General features: G+C 69.5%; 18 protein-coding genes and 1 riboswitch. Of the genes, 10 read left to right on the top strand and 8 right to left on the bottom strand.

What is annotated here, in order from left to right; all coding sequences use genetic code 11:
* Window position 1: 1 nt before the first annotated feature.
* The gene (locus L8M95_RS06090; protein WP_260488604.1) at window positions 2-301 is read right to left on the bottom strand and encodes an EthD family reductase; all 300 of its coding nucleotides are present in this window, start codon (window positions 299-301) and stop codon (window positions 2-4) included.
* Window positions 302-454: 153 nt separating this feature from the next.
* Here L8M95_RS06090 and L8M95_RS06085 point away from each other — a divergent pair, with 153 nt between their 5' ends.
* Together L8M95_RS06085 and L8M95_RS06080 are read left to right on the top strand one after the other, a co-directional pair.
* Window positions 455-649 (top strand): hypothetical protein, encoded by a 195-nt coding sequence (locus L8M95_RS06085; RefSeq protein ID WP_260488603.1) that lies wholly within the window; start codon window positions 455-457, stop codon window positions 647-649.
* Window positions 650-756: 107 nt separating this feature from the next.
* Complete coding sequence (locus tag L8M95_RS06080) at window positions 757-1,233, top strand: SRPBCC family protein (protein ID WP_260488602.1); 477 nt, start codon at window positions 757-759, stop codon at window positions 1,231-1,233.
* Here the strand turns inward: L8M95_RS06080 and pgi are convergent.
* Window positions 1,230-2,927, bottom strand: coding sequence for a glucose-6-phosphate isomerase (pgi, locus tag L8M95_RS06075; RefSeq protein ID WP_260489181.1), 1,698 nt, complete (start codon window positions 2,925-2,927; stop codon window positions 1,230-1,232). The genes L8M95_RS06080 and pgi overlap by 4 nt on opposite strands.
* Window positions 2,928-3,082: 155 nt before the next feature.
* Between pgi and L8M95_RS06070 the strand changes: the two genes are divergently transcribed.
* Genes L8M95_RS06070 through fgd form a run of 3 tightly spaced genes read left to right on the top strand, consistent with a single transcriptional unit; the run spans window position 3,083 to window position 5,872 of the window.
* Entirely contained in the window at window positions 3,083-3,883 is an 801-nt protein-coding gene (locus L8M95_RS06070; protein ID WP_260488601.1) for an SDR family NAD(P)-dependent oxidoreductase, read from the top strand.
* Between the two features lie 38 nt (window positions 3,884-3,921).
* Window positions 3,922-4,806, top strand: a complete 885-nt coding sequence (locus tag L8M95_RS06065) for a TIGR03619 family F420-dependent LLM class oxidoreductase (protein WP_260488600.1) — start codon at window positions 3,922-3,924, stop codon at window positions 4,804-4,806.
* 46 nt (window positions 4,807-4,852) lie between these two features.
* Window positions 4,853-5,872: a glucose-6-phosphate dehydrogenase (coenzyme-F420) gene (gene fgd, locus L8M95_RS06060; RefSeq protein WP_260488599.1), complete on the top strand. Its 1,020-nt coding sequence runs from the start codon at window positions 4,853-4,855 to the stop codon at window positions 5,870-5,872.
* A gap of 45 nt (window positions 5,873-5,917) precedes the next feature.
* On the opposite strand, the gene L8M95_RS06055 is transcribed toward fgd, so the two are convergent.
* The 3 genes from L8M95_RS06055 to L8M95_RS06045 all read right to left on the bottom strand — a co-directional run bounded on the left by L8M95_RS06055 (window position 5,918) and on the right by L8M95_RS06045 (window position 8,415).
* Window positions 5,918-6,373, bottom strand: coding sequence for a hypothetical protein (locus L8M95_RS06055; RefSeq protein WP_260488598.1), 456 nt, complete (start codon window positions 6,371-6,373; stop codon window positions 5,918-5,920).
* Window positions 6,370-8,106 carry a GMC oxidoreductase gene (locus L8M95_RS06050; RefSeq protein WP_260488597.1) on the bottom strand — a complete coding sequence of 579 codons (1,737 nt, stop codon included), beginning with the start codon at window positions 8,104-8,106 and terminating at the stop codon, window positions 6,370-6,372. The genes L8M95_RS06055 and L8M95_RS06050 overlap by 4 nt, the downstream gene beginning before the upstream one ends.
* Before the next feature lie 159 nt (window positions 8,107-8,265).
* A complete protein-coding gene (locus tag L8M95_RS06045) occupies window positions 8,266-8,415 on the bottom strand; it encodes a hypothetical protein (protein WP_260488596.1) in 150 nt (49 codons plus the stop codon).
* A 160-nt stretch (window positions 8,416-8,575) separates the two neighbouring features.
* Window positions 8,576-8,673: riboswitch (TPP riboswitch) on the top strand.
* Window positions 8,674-8,786: 113 nt separating this feature from the next.
* Here L8M95_RS06045 and L8M95_RS06040 point away from each other — a divergent pair.
* The 3 genes from L8M95_RS06040 to L8M95_RS06030 are packed head-to-tail and all read left to right on the top strand — an operon-like array spanning window position 8,787 to window position 10,431.
* Complete coding sequence (locus L8M95_RS06040) at window positions 8,787-9,551, top strand: 3-oxoacyl-ACP reductase (protein WP_260488595.1); 765 nt, start codon at window positions 8,787-8,789, stop codon at window positions 9,549-9,551.
* A gap of 39 nt (window positions 9,552-9,590) precedes the next feature.
* Window positions 9,591-9,956 carry a hypothetical protein gene (locus L8M95_RS06035; RefSeq protein WP_260488594.1) on the top strand — a complete coding sequence of 122 codons (366 nt, stop codon included), beginning with the start codon at window positions 9,591-9,593 and terminating at the stop codon, window positions 9,954-9,956.
* Between the two features lie 4 nt (window positions 9,957-9,960).
* On the top strand, window positions 9,961-10,431 hold the full coding sequence (locus L8M95_RS06030; RefSeq protein WP_260488593.1) for a hypothetical protein: 471 nt from the start codon (window positions 9,961-9,963) through the stop codon (window positions 10,429-10,431).
* A 72-nt stretch (window positions 10,432-10,503) separates the two neighbouring features.
* On the opposite strand, the gene L8M95_RS06025 is transcribed toward L8M95_RS06030, so the two are convergent.
* Complete coding sequence (locus L8M95_RS06025; RefSeq protein WP_182634560.1) at window positions 10,504-10,728, bottom strand: hypothetical protein; 225 nt, start codon at window positions 10,726-10,728, stop codon at window positions 10,504-10,506.
* Between the two features lie 213 nt (window positions 10,729-10,941).
* On the opposite strand from L8M95_RS06025, the gene L8M95_RS06020 reads away from it, so the two are divergent.
* Window positions 10,942-11,835: an SDR family oxidoreductase gene (locus tag L8M95_RS06020; RefSeq protein ID WP_396119758.1), complete on the top strand. Its 894-nt coding sequence runs from the start codon at window positions 10,942-10,944 to the stop codon at window positions 11,833-11,835.
* Between the two features lie 173 nt (window positions 11,836-12,008).
* Here the strand turns inward: L8M95_RS06020 and L8M95_RS06015 are convergent, their stop codons facing one another.
* Window positions 12,009-12,326, bottom strand: a complete 318-nt coding sequence (locus L8M95_RS06015) for a hypothetical protein (RefSeq protein ID WP_260488592.1) — start codon at window positions 12,324-12,326, stop codon at window positions 12,009-12,011.
* Between the two features lie 93 nt (window positions 12,327-12,419).
* Here L8M95_RS06015 and L8M95_RS06010 point away from each other — a divergent pair, with 93 nt between their 5' ends.
* Entirely contained in the window at window positions 12,420-12,581 is a 162-nt protein-coding gene (locus tag L8M95_RS06010) for a hypothetical protein (protein WP_260488591.1), read from the top strand.
* A gap of 594 nt (window positions 12,582-13,175) precedes the next feature.
* Here L8M95_RS06010 and L8M95_RS06005 read toward each other — a convergent pair.
* Complete coding sequence (locus tag L8M95_RS06005; protein ID WP_260488590.1) at window positions 13,176-14,288, bottom strand: NDMA-dependent alcohol dehydrogenase; 1,113 nt, start codon at window positions 14,286-14,288, stop codon at window positions 13,176-13,178.
* Between the last annotated feature and the right edge of the window lie 75 nt (window positions 14,289-14,363).

Here is a 14,363-nt window from a genome sequence, read left to right as displayed (position 1 = left end):
ACTACTCGGTGCTGCCGACGAGCATGGACGGGGTGACGTCGAGGTTGGCGCCGTCCGCCACCAGGGCCCGGCCCTCCTCGGTGGACATCGCAGCACCCATCGCCTCGGCGTCCGCGAAGTACAGCTGGGCCATGAGGTGGAATTCGGGTGCGGATCCGTCCGGGCCGGGCAGGAAGCGGGTGACCTTGGCATCCTCGAGGCCGGGCACCTTGTGGGCGAGGGGGATGTGCGTCCCGATGTAGTACTCGTCGAACTTCTCGACGTCCTCGGGCGTGGGGTACAGGACGGTGAGGGTGATCAAGGTGGGTCCTTTCGCGGGAGCCCGGCCCGTTGGTGGGCTGCGGGGTGACGTAGCGGTGATGATGCCCCAGGCCACGACGCCGCGGGCCATGTCCGCCAGGTGGGTCTGCACTGATCCGTTGATCCCGCTCAGGGGTGGTCGTAGCGTGCACCCATGAGGGCATACGCGGCGGGACCGCTCGTCGGGCTGGGGCTCGTCTACGGAGCCGGGGTGGGCACCGTCCTCGGGGCCGTGATCGCCGGCGCCCCGAACCTGGCCACCTGGATCGTGATGGGCGCCGGCATCGGTGTGGTCGTGGGGAGCGTCGCCGAACTGTGGCGTGACGTGGCGCGACGAACCTCGCACTGACCGCCGGCCACCAACCACTCACCACCGATTACAGACCACTGCGGTACCGGCCGCGGCCCTATCGTGATGTGATCCGATCCCGAGACCTCCGGAAGGACCGATCTGCCATGACAGCCATCACCACCGTCGACCGCGGCCCCCGCGTCGTCGCCCGCAGCGTCACCGTCAACGCCCCCGCCGAGGAGCTGTTCGCGCTCGTCACAGACCCGCGGAAGCACGGACTCGTCGACGGGTCGGGAACGGTCCGCGACAACATCAAGGGCCCGTCGACCCTGTCCGAGGGCGCCAAGTTCACCACCTCGATGAGCATGTACGGCGTCCCGTACCGCATCACCAGCACGGTCACCGAGTACATCGACAAGCCCGACCAGAAGGTCATCGAGTGGGCGCACCCCGCCGGCCACCGCTGGCGCTGGGAGTTCACCCCGACCGCGGACGGGCGCACCGAGGTCACCGAGAGCTTCGACAACCGGACCTCGAAGATCGGGAAGTTCTTCGAGAAGGTCGGCGTCGCGGACCAGAACGCCGCCGGGATCACCGAGACGCTTTCGCGCCTGGCGGCGAAGTACGAGGCCGCGGGTTAGCCACGCGTCGCCGACCCGTCACGGGCGTGAGCCGTCCGGTAGCGGGCGATGAGGGCCGCGGTGGAGGAATCCAGGTCGACTCCGCTTGGGTCGACTCCGCCTGGGTCGACGCCTCCGGGTTCGTCGTAGGCGAGTGCCGGGTACAGGTCGCGGGCCTGCTTCTTCCCCAGTTCGACCCCCCACTGGTCGAAGGCGTTGATGTTCCAGATGACCCCCTGGACAAAGACCACGTGTTCGTACAGAGCGATGAGTTGTCCGAGCACGCCGGGGGTCAGGGCGGGCGCGAGGATCGTGGTCGAGGGACGGTTTCCGGGCATCACCAGGTGAGGGGTGAGCGTGGCGTCGGTGCCGTCGGCCCGCAGTTCGGCGTCGGTCCGGCCGAACGCGAGCACCCGGGACTGGGCGAACATGTTGCTCACGAGCAGGTCGTGCATGGAGGCGCGGTCGTCGGCCGCCATGATCCCGCCCGCGGGGCGGGCGAGCCCGATGAAGTCGACGGGGACGAGGTGGGTGCCCTGGTGCAGCAATTGGAAGAACGCGTGCTGACCGTTCGTCCCGGGTTCACCCCAGTAGATCTCCCCGGTGGGGTAGCCCACCGGGGAACCGTCGAGGCGGGCCGATTTGCCCAACGATTCCATGGTCAGCTGCTGGAGGTACGCGGGAAAGCGGGCGAGATCGTGTGCGTAGGGGATGACGGCCTTGGTCTGGGCACCCAGGAAGGTCGTGTACCAGACGCCCAGTAGCCCCATGAGCAGTGGCGCGTTGCGATCGTCCGCCGCGGTGGCGAAGTGCTCGTCGATCGTGCTCATGCCCTCCAGGAACTCGGTGAAGACCCCGGGCCCGAGGGTGATCATGCAGCTGAGCCCGATCGCGGACCCCACCGAGAAGCGGCCACCGACCCAGTCCCAGAACCCGAACACCGCCTCCTCGGCGATGCCGAACGCAGCCACCTCGTCGGACGCGGTCGAGACCGCGACGAAGTGCGCGGCGACGGCGTCCTCCGCGCCGAGGCGATCGAGAAACCATCGACGGGCGGCGTGGGCGTTCGCGAGGGTCTCCTGGGTGGTGAACGTCTTGGAGGCGACGATCACCAGGGTGGTCTCGGGGTCGATTTCGGCCAGGGTGGAGTCGAGGTCGCGGGGGTCGACGTTCGACACGTAGTGGGCGGTGATCCCGGCGGTCTGCAGGGGGCGCAGGGCCCGGTCGACCATCGCGGGTCCGAGATCCGATCCGCCGATCCCGATGTTGAGCACGGTGGTGATCCTCTTGCCGGTGTACCCGGTCCATTCCCCGCTCCGGACCCGCTCGGCGAAGGCGGTCATCGTCCGGAGAGTCTCGTGGACGTCGACGATCACGTCGCGACCATCCTGGGTCAGCGTGTCATCGGCGTCTCGTCGGAGAGCCGTGTGGAGGACGGCACGGTCTTCGGGGGTGTTGATGCGGTCGCCGCGGAACATGGCCGCGCGGCGGCCCGGCAGGTCCGCGACGCGCGCGAGGCCGAGGAGCGCGGTGACGACCTCATCGGTGACCAGGTTCTTGGACAGGTCGACGTAGAGATCGCCTGCCGTCACGCCCAGTCGTGTCCCGCGGTCGGGATCACGGTCGAACAACCTGCGCAGGGTGGTCTCGCCCGTCGAGGCCGCCAGCGCCTCGAGCGCTCGCCACTCATCGGTGGTGCTGATGTCCCTGTCGATGCTGTTCACGGGCAGTCCTTCGGTCTGGTGGCGGAGGGGGGCGGAGCTGACGATACCGCGGTGTACACAGTTGACTACAGTTTCCGTACACAAGTGACTACAGTAGCGGTGGCGGGTCGACACTCCGGTCCGTCTGCACCTACGTGGAGGCCTCGATGACGAACTCGAGCACGACGATGATCCCCGCCCGTGCCGCGGCCCGCCTGTCCGGGAAGGTGGCCGTCGTGACCGGCGCCGGACAGGGCGTGGGTCGGGGGATAGCCCTCGCCCTGGCCGAATCCGGGGCCGCGGTGCTGCTGGTGGGCCGGACACTGCGCAAGCTCGAATCGGTGGCCGAGGAGATCCGCGCCACCGGCGGCACGGCGGACTCCCTGGCCGTCGACATCACCGACGACACGGCGGCGGAGTCGATCATCGCGACGGCGGTGTCGTGGCTGGGCTCGGTGGACATCCTGGTCAACAACGCGAACCTCGCCGAACCGATGCCGCTGGACGAGTGCACGGACGCCGCGTTCCGCACGGCATTCGAGGCCGGCCCCCGGGCGTCGCTGAGCCTGATGAAGCTCGCCCGCCCGTACATGGTCGCGCGGGGTGGCGGGGTGGTGATCAATCTCGTCTCCTCGGCCGCGGTGCGGTGGGACGCGGCGGACTACGGCGTCTACGCCGCGGTGAAGGAGGCGATCCGGGCGCTCACCCGGGCGGCCGCCTGCGAATGGGGCGCTGACGGGATCCGCGCACTCAACGTCGCCCCCCACGCGCACAGCCCCGGCCTGGACTGGTGGATGCGCCACAACCCGGAGGAGGCAGAACAGTTCATCGCCGGGATACCGGCCGGGAGGGTGGGCGACCCCGTGGCGGACATCGGCCGGCCCGTGGCGTGGCTGTGTTCGTCGGAGGCGTCCTATCTCACCGGCGTGACCGTCCCGCTCGACGGCGGTCAGTCCCGCTGGGGCTGACCACCGCGTCCATCGTTTCCGACAGAAGAGGCCACATCATGCAGTTCTCCGTTCCGGTCGCGTTCAGCCCGATCGATCAACTCCTCGGCCTGGCCCGCGCGGCCGAGGACGCGGGTTTCGCCCGCGTCACGCTCCCCGACTCGCTGTTCCTGCCCCACCGGCAGGACGCCGACTACCCCTACACGCCCGACGGGTCGCGGATGTGGGACGAACACACCCCGTGGGTCGAGCCACTGACCGCGATCGCCGCGATGGGTGTGGTCACCTCGACCCTCAGGTTCTGCCCGCAGGTCCTCAAACTCGGCCCCCGTCAGCCCCTGCTGCTGGCGCGGCAGTTGTCCACGGTCTCGCACCTGACCGGGGGACGCGTCGACCTGGGGGTGGGGATCGGCTGGGATCCCAACGAGTTCGCGTGGTGCGGCGTCCCGTATCCCGGGCGCGGCAAGAGGGTCGACGAGATGCTCGAGATCATCCGGCTGGCCGGTGACGGCGGGTGGTTCGAATACCACGGTGAGCACTTCGACTTCGACCGCCTCACCCTGGACCCGCCGCCCGTGGCCCAGGTGCCGTTCTACGTGGGCGGGCACACCGCCCCGGCCCTCCGCCGAGCCGTCCGCATCGGCCAGGGGTGGACCTCGGCGATGATGGGATTCGACGAGATCGCCGCCACCATCACCCGCCTCGGCGACCTGCTCGAGGCCGACGGCCGCTCCCTCGCCGACCGCGGGGACGGCCGGCCGTTCGAGATTCAGGTGGCCTGCACCGACCGATACGGCAGCCGCGGTTTCGCCCAACTCGAGGAGGCGGGGGTCACCGATGTCATCGTCATCCCGTGGTTGATCGAGGGCCACGGATACGACGCCCCGCTGGACGCCAAGTGCGAGTCGATCGCCCGGTTCGGCGAGAAGTACATCAGCGCATGACCTCGACACACATCAACCACACCGCTACGACCCCAAGGAGCCCCGCATGCCCGAGACCCCGCCTGTGAAGCTCGGTTACAAGGCGTCGGCCGAGCAGTTCGGTCCGCGTGATCTGGTGGAGTTCGCCGTGATGGCGGAGCAGGCGGGGATGGATTCGGCGACGGTGTCGGATCATTTCCAGCCGTGGCGCCACGATGGTGGTCATGCGCCGTTCTCGTTGGCGTGGATGACGGCGGTGGGGGAGCGCACCGAGCGGCTGCAGTTGGGCACCTCGGTGCTCACGCCCACGTTCCGCTACAACCCGGCCGTGCTCGCCCAGGCGTTCGCCACCATGGCGTGCCTCTACCCGGGCCGCGTGTTCCTGGGCGTGGGCACCGGCGAGGCGCTGAACGAGATCGCGACCGGCCACCGGGGCGAGTGGCCGGAGTTCAAGGAGCGGTTCGCGCGCCTGCGCGAGTCGGTTCGTCTCATGCGCGAGTTGTGGACGGGTGAGACGACGAACTTCGAGGGCGACTTCTACTCGACCAAGGATGCCTTCCTCTACGACGTTCCCGAGGGTGGTGTGCCCGTCTATGTCGCCGCGGGCGGTCCGGTGGTGGCCAAGTACGCCGGCCGGGTGGGCGACGGGTTCATCTGCACCTCCGGCAAGGGGATGGAGCTGTACACCGACAAGTTGCTCCCGGCCGTGGAGGAGGGAGCGCAGATCAATGAGCGGGACTCGGCGCAGATCGACCGGATGATCGAGATCAAGATCTCCTACGACCCCGACCCTGAGGCGGCGTTGGAGAACTGCCGGTTCTGGGCGCCGCTGTCCCTGACCCCGGAGCAGAAGCATTCGGTGGATTCGCCGCGGGAGATGGAGCGGCTCGCGGACGAGCTGCCGATCGAGCAGGTCGCCAAGCGGTGGATCGTCGCCTCCGACCCCGACGACGCCGTCGAACAGGTCAAGAAGTACGTCGACGCGGGCCTGAACCACTTGGTCTTTCACGCCCCCGGACACGACCAGAAGCGCTTCCTCGACCTCTTCACATCCGACCTCGAACCGCGACTGCGTCGCCTCGCGTAGGCGCCGCGGGCGGGCAGGTGACCCGCCCGGCCGCCCGCCCCGCGCTCAGGCCCGGGTGAGCAGCAGCGGCGCCGCCGCGACCCGCGACCAGGGCCCGCCCGCGAAAGTCAGGCCGATCAGGCGCCGGTCGTCGAGCGGCCGGAACTCGTCCCGCACCCAACGCCACGGCACCGGGCTCGAGGCGCCGTACGAGCAGACGATCACCTGACCGCCGTCGAGCCACGAGGACTCCAGCGTCACCCGCATCGGCAGGGTCTCCCGTGGCGGGCGGCCCTCGTCGTCGTCGACCAGGTTCATCGCGCCGCCCCCGGGGGCGAAACGCTTGCCCTGCCAGCCCGGCATGCCGCCGAGGGCGATCGCGCGCGGTGCCACCACCCTCAGCGGGGCGGGGCCGACGAAGGTGACGAGGTAGTCGCCCGGGGTGGGCGGGTCGGTCGGCGGCGCGGCCTGCGAGAACAGGGCGCGCAGTCGGCCGAGCGAGGTCGGCAGGGCGGCGGTCACGGGGCTCCGATCGTGGGAGACGTGGGGTTGGGGGACGCGGGGTTAGGGGACGCGGGGTTAGGGGACGCGGGGTTAGGGGATGCGGGGTTAGGGGACGCTGCAGTAGGGGACGCGGTGGCGGTGTCGGCGGTGGGGGAGGCGGCGCGGCGGGCCCGGTGGCGGGCGGCGAACCGCTCGGCCATGGCGGTGATGGTCAGGCTCGGGTTGACGCCGACGTTCGCCGGGATCGACGACCCGTCCACCACGTACAGACCCGGATGTCCGAAGACCTGGTGATCGGTGTCGATCACGCCGTCGGAGGCGTCGGTCCCCATCGCCGCGCCGCCGAGCACGTGGGCGGTGATCGACTTGCCGCCCACGCTCTCGAGCAGCAGGTTGAGGGGCCGGCCGCCCACCGACTCGGCGAACCGCCGCGCGACCTCGTTGGCCTGCGGCAGGTAGCTGGGGGCCGGCTCGCCCTTCCCGGCCCGCGACCGCAGCACCCGCCGCCACGGGGTGATCGGGGAGCGGTCGAACACGAGCCGGATCTCGTTCTCCACGTTCTGCATCACCGTGAACACACTCAGGCGCTCGATGAAGTTGCGCGCGGTCATCAGCCGCACCTGCCGCACAGGGTGGCGCGCGAGCTCGGCCAGGGCCGCGCGCCGGCGTCGGGCGGGGTCGGTGCCGTCGATCAGCGGGCCGAGCTGCAGCCGCATGTGCCAGCCGCCGACGTACCGGTTCTGGGTGACGTGCGTGGCGGCGTCCGGGTAGAACTCGCTCGAGATGGTGGGGCCGGGGGTGAGGTCGGCATCGGGGTCGTCGGCCAGGACCGCGGTGATGGCTTCGGAGTTGGTGCGCACACCCTCGCCGAGCCGGGCCGAGACGCGGGGGAGCAGGCCCAGCTCGCGGGAGCGGAACAGCAATTCGACGGTGCCCAGGACGCCCGCCGCCACCACCACCTCGGCCGCGTGTAGCGTCTCACCGCCCGCGGTGCGGACCTCGAATCCACCGTCGGGGCGTTCGGCGATCGTGTCGACCTTGGTGTCGGGGAGGATCCGGGCGCCGCGGCGCTCGGCCAGCCACAGGTAGTTGAGGTCGAGGGTGTTCTTGCTTCCGTACGGGCAGCCGACCAGGCATGCGCCGCAGAGCCGGCACCCCGTGCGGTCGGGACCCTCGCCCCCGAAGAACGGATCCGGCACGGTCACGCTCTCCTCGCCGGGTGCGCCGAACCAGATCGCCATCGGGGTCGGGCCGTACGTCTCGCCGGCGCCCATCGACCGCGCCGTGGCCTCGAGGTGCTCGTCCATCTCGCCGACGTGGCTGGTGGTCTCGCGCCCGAGCATGCGGGCGGCGGTGCGGTAGTGCCCGGCCAGCTGGGCGCGCCACCCGTCGGCCACCGGGGGCCAGGCCGGGTCGGTGAAGAACTCGTCCTTCGGCTCGAGCAGCACGCCGGCCCACACGATGCTGCCGCCGCCCACGCCCGCGCCGCCGATGATGCCCACGTGCCGCAGGACCCGCTGCCAGAAGAATCCCCTGAGCCCCAGCTCGGGCAGCCACAGATACCTGCGCGGGTCGGTGCGGGCGGCGAGGAGATCGGCGGGGGTATGACGACGACCCTGTTCGAGCACCAGGACCGAACGCCCCTCCTCGGCGAGCCGGAAAGCCGACACCGCGCCACCGAAACCGCTGCCGATCACGATGACATCAGCGGTGTCGGAGGGGCGCTGATCGCGCGGCGGGGCGGGGGTCATGCGCAGATCCTAGGACGGGTGTCCAGGTGCGCGGGGCGGATCGGTTCGGGTCACTAGCAGCCCGATTCTCAGAAAGGGAACGGAAGCGGGAGCAGACGGTTGCCGCTTGTCGCGGGCGGGCACGGGATAGTGGCCCGATTGTCGCAATTCTTGTCCGTTCTAACCGCTCTTATTGCTGAAGATGTACATGCCGCCGATTACCACGACGGTCAGGACTGCAAACCCGATGAGGTAGGGAAGCAGTTGCGACAACAGCCAGAAGAACCCGACGAGGAGGGCCATGCCCATGAGGAAGACGAGAAAGTACATGAAGCGATCCCCTGGCTGAATGATGGCGTGAGTCGGTGACATTGAAAACGTATCCCTTTCTCGTTGCCTAAGTGAAAGAAAGGACTGCAATGCCCACAATATGAAGCGAGGGCTCGACTGAGCCGGGGCCGGTGAGCTGGTGCAATCTCGGGGTAGGCTCGGCTTCGACACGGGGTGCTGCCCGTCCGGGCAGCTGAGATCACACCCGTCGAACCTGAACTGGGTAGTTCCAGCGGAGGAATGTCGTGTGCGTCGCCCCGGGCGGCGTCGCCTGCAAGTCGTGCGGTTGTCGCGCGGCGGGCGGGTACTCATCACCTTCGCCGTGCGGAACCACCGGGAAGCGAGTGGCAGTGAGTACCGGAAAGAACAGCATGCGTATCAGCGAGCAGGTCGTCCTGGTCACCGGCGGAGCCCGCGGACTCGGCGTGGAGATCATCCGCGCCTTCTCCCGCGAGGGCGCCCTCGTCGTCGTCAACTATCGACGCAGCGAGGCCGCCGCCACCGACCTCGTCCGTGAGCTCGGCTCCGGCCGCGCCGTCGCACTACGCGCCGACGTGACCGACGACGACGAGGTGCGCGGCCTCTTCGACGCGGCCCGCGCCCACTTCGGTCGGCCGATCAGCACGGTGGTCAACAACGCGCTGGCCGACTTCGAGTTCAACGGCGATGCCCGGCCGCGTCCGGAGACCCTGACCTGGGAGGACTTCGACTCGCAGTTGCGCGGCGCGGTCAAGGCCACCCTCGCCACCACCCAGGCCGCGCTGCCGGGGATGCGTGAGGCCGGGTTCGGCCGGATCGTCAACATCGGCACCAACCTGTTCCAGCACCCGGTGGTGCCGTACCACGACTACACCGCCGCCAAGGCCGCCGCACTCTCGCTCACCCGGACCCTGGCCACGGATCTGGGGCCGGACGGCATCACGGTCAACATGGTCTCGGGCGGCCTGCTGCGCACCACCGACGCCAGCGCCGCTACACCTGAAGAGGTGTTCGACATCATCGCCTCCGGCACCCCGCTGCGACGGGTGATCACCCCGGCCGAACTCGCCGACGCGGTGTTGTTCTTCGCCTCCCCGTGGGCACGGGCCGTGACCGGACAGAACCTCATCGTGGACGGCGGGCTGGTCAAGGGCTGACCCTTGCCCGGCCCAGCTCGGGTGGTGGAAGCTGGAGGTATGGAACTGCCGTCGGTCACCTCCCCGCGAACCGCCGAGGGGCGGCGGATCGAGGCGGCCGAGGCGGCGGTGTACGAACTCGACCAGCGGCTGGCCGAATGGGATCAGCAGCGGGCGCTCGTCGTCGCCGAGGAACTCGGAAGCGACCCCCACGCCCACGTCCCGGCGACCTGGCCGACGGTCGCGGAGGCGCACGCGGCAGCGGCCGGGCGTCTCGCGTCACCCCTGTCACCCGCTGCGCTCGCTGCGGAGTGCGCGGAGTTGCGCTGGACGGGCGTGGGGAAACTGATCGGGGCCGGGATCTTGGCGGCGGTGCTCCTGTCCGTCCCGCTGACGCTCGTCCTGCGTGCACTGGGCGGGGGGTGATGTCGTGCCGCTCATCCTCGCGTTGCTCCTGCTCACGGTTGTCGCCGGGCTGGCCACCTGGGTTGCGGCGACCGGATGGCTGGTGCAGTCGGGGCTGGCGGATCTGGCCCGCCGCCGACGGCTCAGACTCGGGGCCGACCCGGTGCAGCTCACCGCCGAGCGGGCGGTGGACTCGGCCCGGCGGACCCACCTCCTGGCGCTGGAAGCGCTGACGCAGACCCTCGACCGCTGGTACGAGATCCGGTTCACGCTGGGGATCGGCACCCCGCTGGAGGGCGCGTACCCCGAGATCAGAGACCACCTCGATGCCGATCCGGACTTCGCCGGGTTGCTGGAGCGGGCCAACACCGCCTGCCTGGACAATCGCTCGAACGCGCCGGCCGTCGTCGCGGAACTGCTCGACGAGGCCGCGCGGATGGATTCGATGATGCTCGCCATCCGCGGCCACCTCCACCGGGCGGGGCGGTCGAAATGAGCGACTCCGCCCCGCTCCCCCCACGAGAAGTGGGATGGGCGAGGCGGAGTGACGCTGTCCGCGGGGGCGGGCTCAGGCGATGCCGGTGCCCTCGTCGGCCGCGGGGGAGGTGTTGGTGCCGCCGTCGTTGATCTCGAAGCGTGTCCACTTGCCGTCCATGTCGACCTCCATGGCGTAACCGAGCGCGTCGTCCGGGACCTCGACCGTCTTGAACCAGTCGTAGGCCTTGGTGTCGTCGGCGAACTCCTTCTCGTCGATCACGTTCTGCTCGGGGTCAATCACGCGGTAACGGGGCATGCTTGCTCCTTCGTCTCGAGGGAAGTTGAGTTCTCTTCCGCAGTGTGGGGGATTCGGCACGACCTCGCATCCGGACGGGTGGTCGCGCGGCGGGGCGTACGGTCGATGCAGCCACACGATCCAGGAGGCCCACACGTGAGCACCGACCCCACCGCTTCACCCTCCGAGCAGCCTGACGCTCTCCAGCCCGACGCCGCCCAGCCCGACGCCGCGGTGCTGGTCGACGGCGCCGTGCTGGTCGATCCCACCTCCAAGTACGAGGTGGACATTCCGCTGCAGTCGCAGCCCGTTCCGGGGCTCGCGTCGGAGCTCGACCCGCCCGCGGATCACGGCGAGACGTCGTACGTCGGCCACGGTCGCCTCACGGGTCGGCGGGCGCTCATCACCGGAGGCGACTCGGGGATCGGCCGGGCCGTGGCGATCGCGTATGCCCGCGAGGGCGCGGATGTCGCGATCGGCTACCTGCCGTCCGAACAGTCCGATGCCGACGAGGTCGCGCGACTGGTCCGGGAGGCCGGGCGGACATGCGTGCTGCTCCCCGGCGATGTCGGCGACGAGGAGGTCGCGCGGGGGATCGTCCGCGACGCCGTCGCGGGGCTCGGCGGGATCGACGTGCTGGTGCTCAACGCCGCCCGGCAGACGTACGTGGAGAACCTGGAGGACCTGACCTCCGAGCAGTGGTCCGAGACGATGAACGTCAACATCTCCGCCCCGTTCTGGATGATGCAGGAAGCGCTCGGTCACCTGCAGCCCGGTGCGAGCGTCATCTTCACCTCGTCTGTCCAGGCCTACACCGCGTCGCCGGGCCTCGTGGACTACGCGACCTCTCGCGCTGCGGTCAACACGATGTCCAAGGCGTTGGCGCAGCAGCTCGCGCCCCGGGGGATCCGCGTCAACGCCGTCGCGCCCGGGCCATTCTGGACCGCGTTGCAGGTCACCGGCGGGCAGAAGCCGGAGAAGCTCCCGTACTTCGGGCAGAAGAATCCGCTCGGCAGGCCCGGCCAGCCCGTGGAGATGGCGGGCGCGTACGTGTATCTGGCCTCCGAGGAGTCGTCGTACACGACCGGCAACACGTTGTCGGTGACGGGCGGGGCGCCCACGCCCTGAGCCGACTCGGCGCAGCCGCACGCCGTGCCCAGCTGCGTGCCGGGCCCAGCCGCGCCAGCATCCGCGCGCAGACGGTGCAGCCGCGCACGAGAATTCGTCAGCGGTTGCAGTGGTTGCGCGCGGATGGCGTGAGGTGCGCTGCTGGCCGGTGCGTGAGGTCGGCTGTGGACAGGTCAGAGGAGGTGCGCTCGTCGTAGCCCGCCGAGCAGCAGTCGCTCGAACCGGACGGGCTTGAACAGGTCGTCCCAGATCCACCGGATCACCACGACGCCGAGATCCCTCAGCTGGTCCTCGCGCTGCTTCTCGAGCCACACCACCTCGCTCGGGTCCGCGCTGTTGCCGGCGCGGCCGGAGTACTTGATCCTGCCGTCGAACTCCCCGGCCAGTGCGCCCTCTCCCCAGGAGAAGTCGGTCCGGGCGATAACCTGCCCTTCCTCGGAGAGGTATCGATGTTGCAGTCGAGGCGCCGGAATCGCACGCAGGGATCTCATGACGCAGCGCGAGAGCGATTCACCGGGGCTCTCCGCGAGCGGGTCCGCAAATTCGACAGCCTCTCGGGCGATCGCGACACCGGTGCGGCCGCGGTGGAGTTCGAGCTCGTTCACCAGGGAAGCCCGCGTGACCAACTTCAGGCGCAGCGCATGGTCTGCCGCGCAGACACCCGCATCGAAGCCTGCAGTGCGGGCAAGGTCGATGATCGTCCGATCAACGGTCGTGACGGGGATGCCGTCGACCTCGGTGGCTGACAGGGAACTCCCCGGAGAGGTATGGATCTGGACGTGAGGGGTCCTGCGGCCTCCGGCGGGCCGGCCGACCGTCAGGTGGACGCCCTGGGTCCGGGTTCTGACGAGGGGGAGGCCGTGGAGCTCCGCTGCCGTGTGGTGGCTGATCAGTGCCCCGGCCGGCCCCTCCGCCAGCGCGATCCTGGAGGACCTGACGGCGGAGGCCTTCCGGGACTCACCGGCGACGGGCACATGGAACCACCCGTGCCTGCTCCTGATCAGGCTTCCTGCAGAGACCGCGGCAGTGAGTGCGCGGTGCGACAGTCCCGCCCGGGTCGCCTCTGCCGTGGTGAATGGTTGCCCCGTGACAAACGGGATCGCTGGTGTCATGGCGGCAACGGTGCCAGGGCCCCCTGGTGAATCCGGCCCACAAAGAAGGCCGGTGGCCGGGCCCTGTGGAAAAGCCGGCCCTGTGAAATTCAGGGTCTGGCAGTCCTGGACCAGGTCTCGCCGGACAACCGCGCGCAATCACTGCAGCCGCCCACGATAGTTCGTGAGCGGATGCAGTGATTGCGCGCGGCTGCGGGCGGAGTTGGCGGGACGGCTGCCAGGCACGGATCAGGTGTCGTGGATGATCACGCCTCGCATGATCTTGCCGTCCTGAAGGTCCTGGTAGCCCTCGTTCACCTGGTCGAGTGTGTAGGTCGTGGTGATGAGTTCATCCAGCTTGAGCTTGCCTTCGTCATACAGTCGCAGGAGCTTGACGATGTCGTACTGCGGGTTGGCCGAGCCGAACAGGGTGCCCGTGATGGTCTTTCCGAACAGGGCCATCATCGTGCCGCTGACCTGGACGGTCTTGTCGGTCATGTTGCCCAGGCCGGTTATCACGACCCGGCCGCCCTTGCCGATCACGTCGAAGGCGCTCGAGACGACCTGCTCCTCGACGGTGCCGACCAGGATGAGGGCCTGGTCCGCCATCTGGCCCCAGGTGAGCTTCTCGACCTCGGCGTGGGCCTCGGCGGCGTCGGCGAAGGCGTGGGTGGCGCCGAACTTCAGTGCCTCGTCGCGCTTGAACTGGACGGGGTCCACCACCACGACGTGCCGGGCCCCCGAGTGGACGGCGCCCTGGACGGCGTTGATGCCCAGGCCGCCGATGCCGTAGATCACCACGGTGTCGCCCTGGCGGACGTTGCCGGCGTAGGTCGCGGTGCCCCAGCCCGACGGCACGCCGCAGCCCACCAGCACCGCCTTGTCCAGCGGCAGCCAGTCGTCGACCTTGACTACCGAGTGCTGCGAGATCACCGAGCGCTCGGAGAAGGTGCCGAGCATGCACATGGCGCCGAAGTCCTTGCCGTCCGAGTGGAAGCGGAAGGTGCCGTCGGGCATGTGACCGTCGAGGATCGTCGCGCCCATGTCACACAGACTCTGTCGGCCGGTCGAGCAATAGCGGCAGGTCCCGCAGTTGGGGATGAAGGAGCAGACCACGTGGTCACCCGGCTTGACCTTGGTGACGCCCACGCCCACGGCCTCGATGATGCCGGCTCCCTCGTGCCCGCCGACGATCGGGAAGCGCGGTGGGAGCGAGCCGTCGGACAGGTGTAGGTCGGAGTGGCAGAGGCCCGCGGCCGTGTACTTGATCAGCACCTCGCCGGGGCCGGGATCGTCCAAGTCGAGCTCGATGATCTCGAACGGCTTGTGGAGGTCGAACAGTACTGCTGCTTTGGTCTTCACGGCGGTGTTCCTTTCGGGGAGCGCAGGAGGTGGGACGTGCAGGGTGGGAAGTGCAGGGTGGACAGGTGCAAGGGG

The sequence above is a fragment of the Dietzia sp. B32 genome (assembly GCF_024732245.1).
Taxonomy (GTDB): Bacteria; Actinomycetota; Actinomycetes; order Mycobacteriales; family Mycobacteriaceae; genus Dietzia.
The sequence above is the reverse complement of the archived record's forward strand: the minus strand, read 5'-3'. Positions and strand labels throughout refer to the sequence as shown.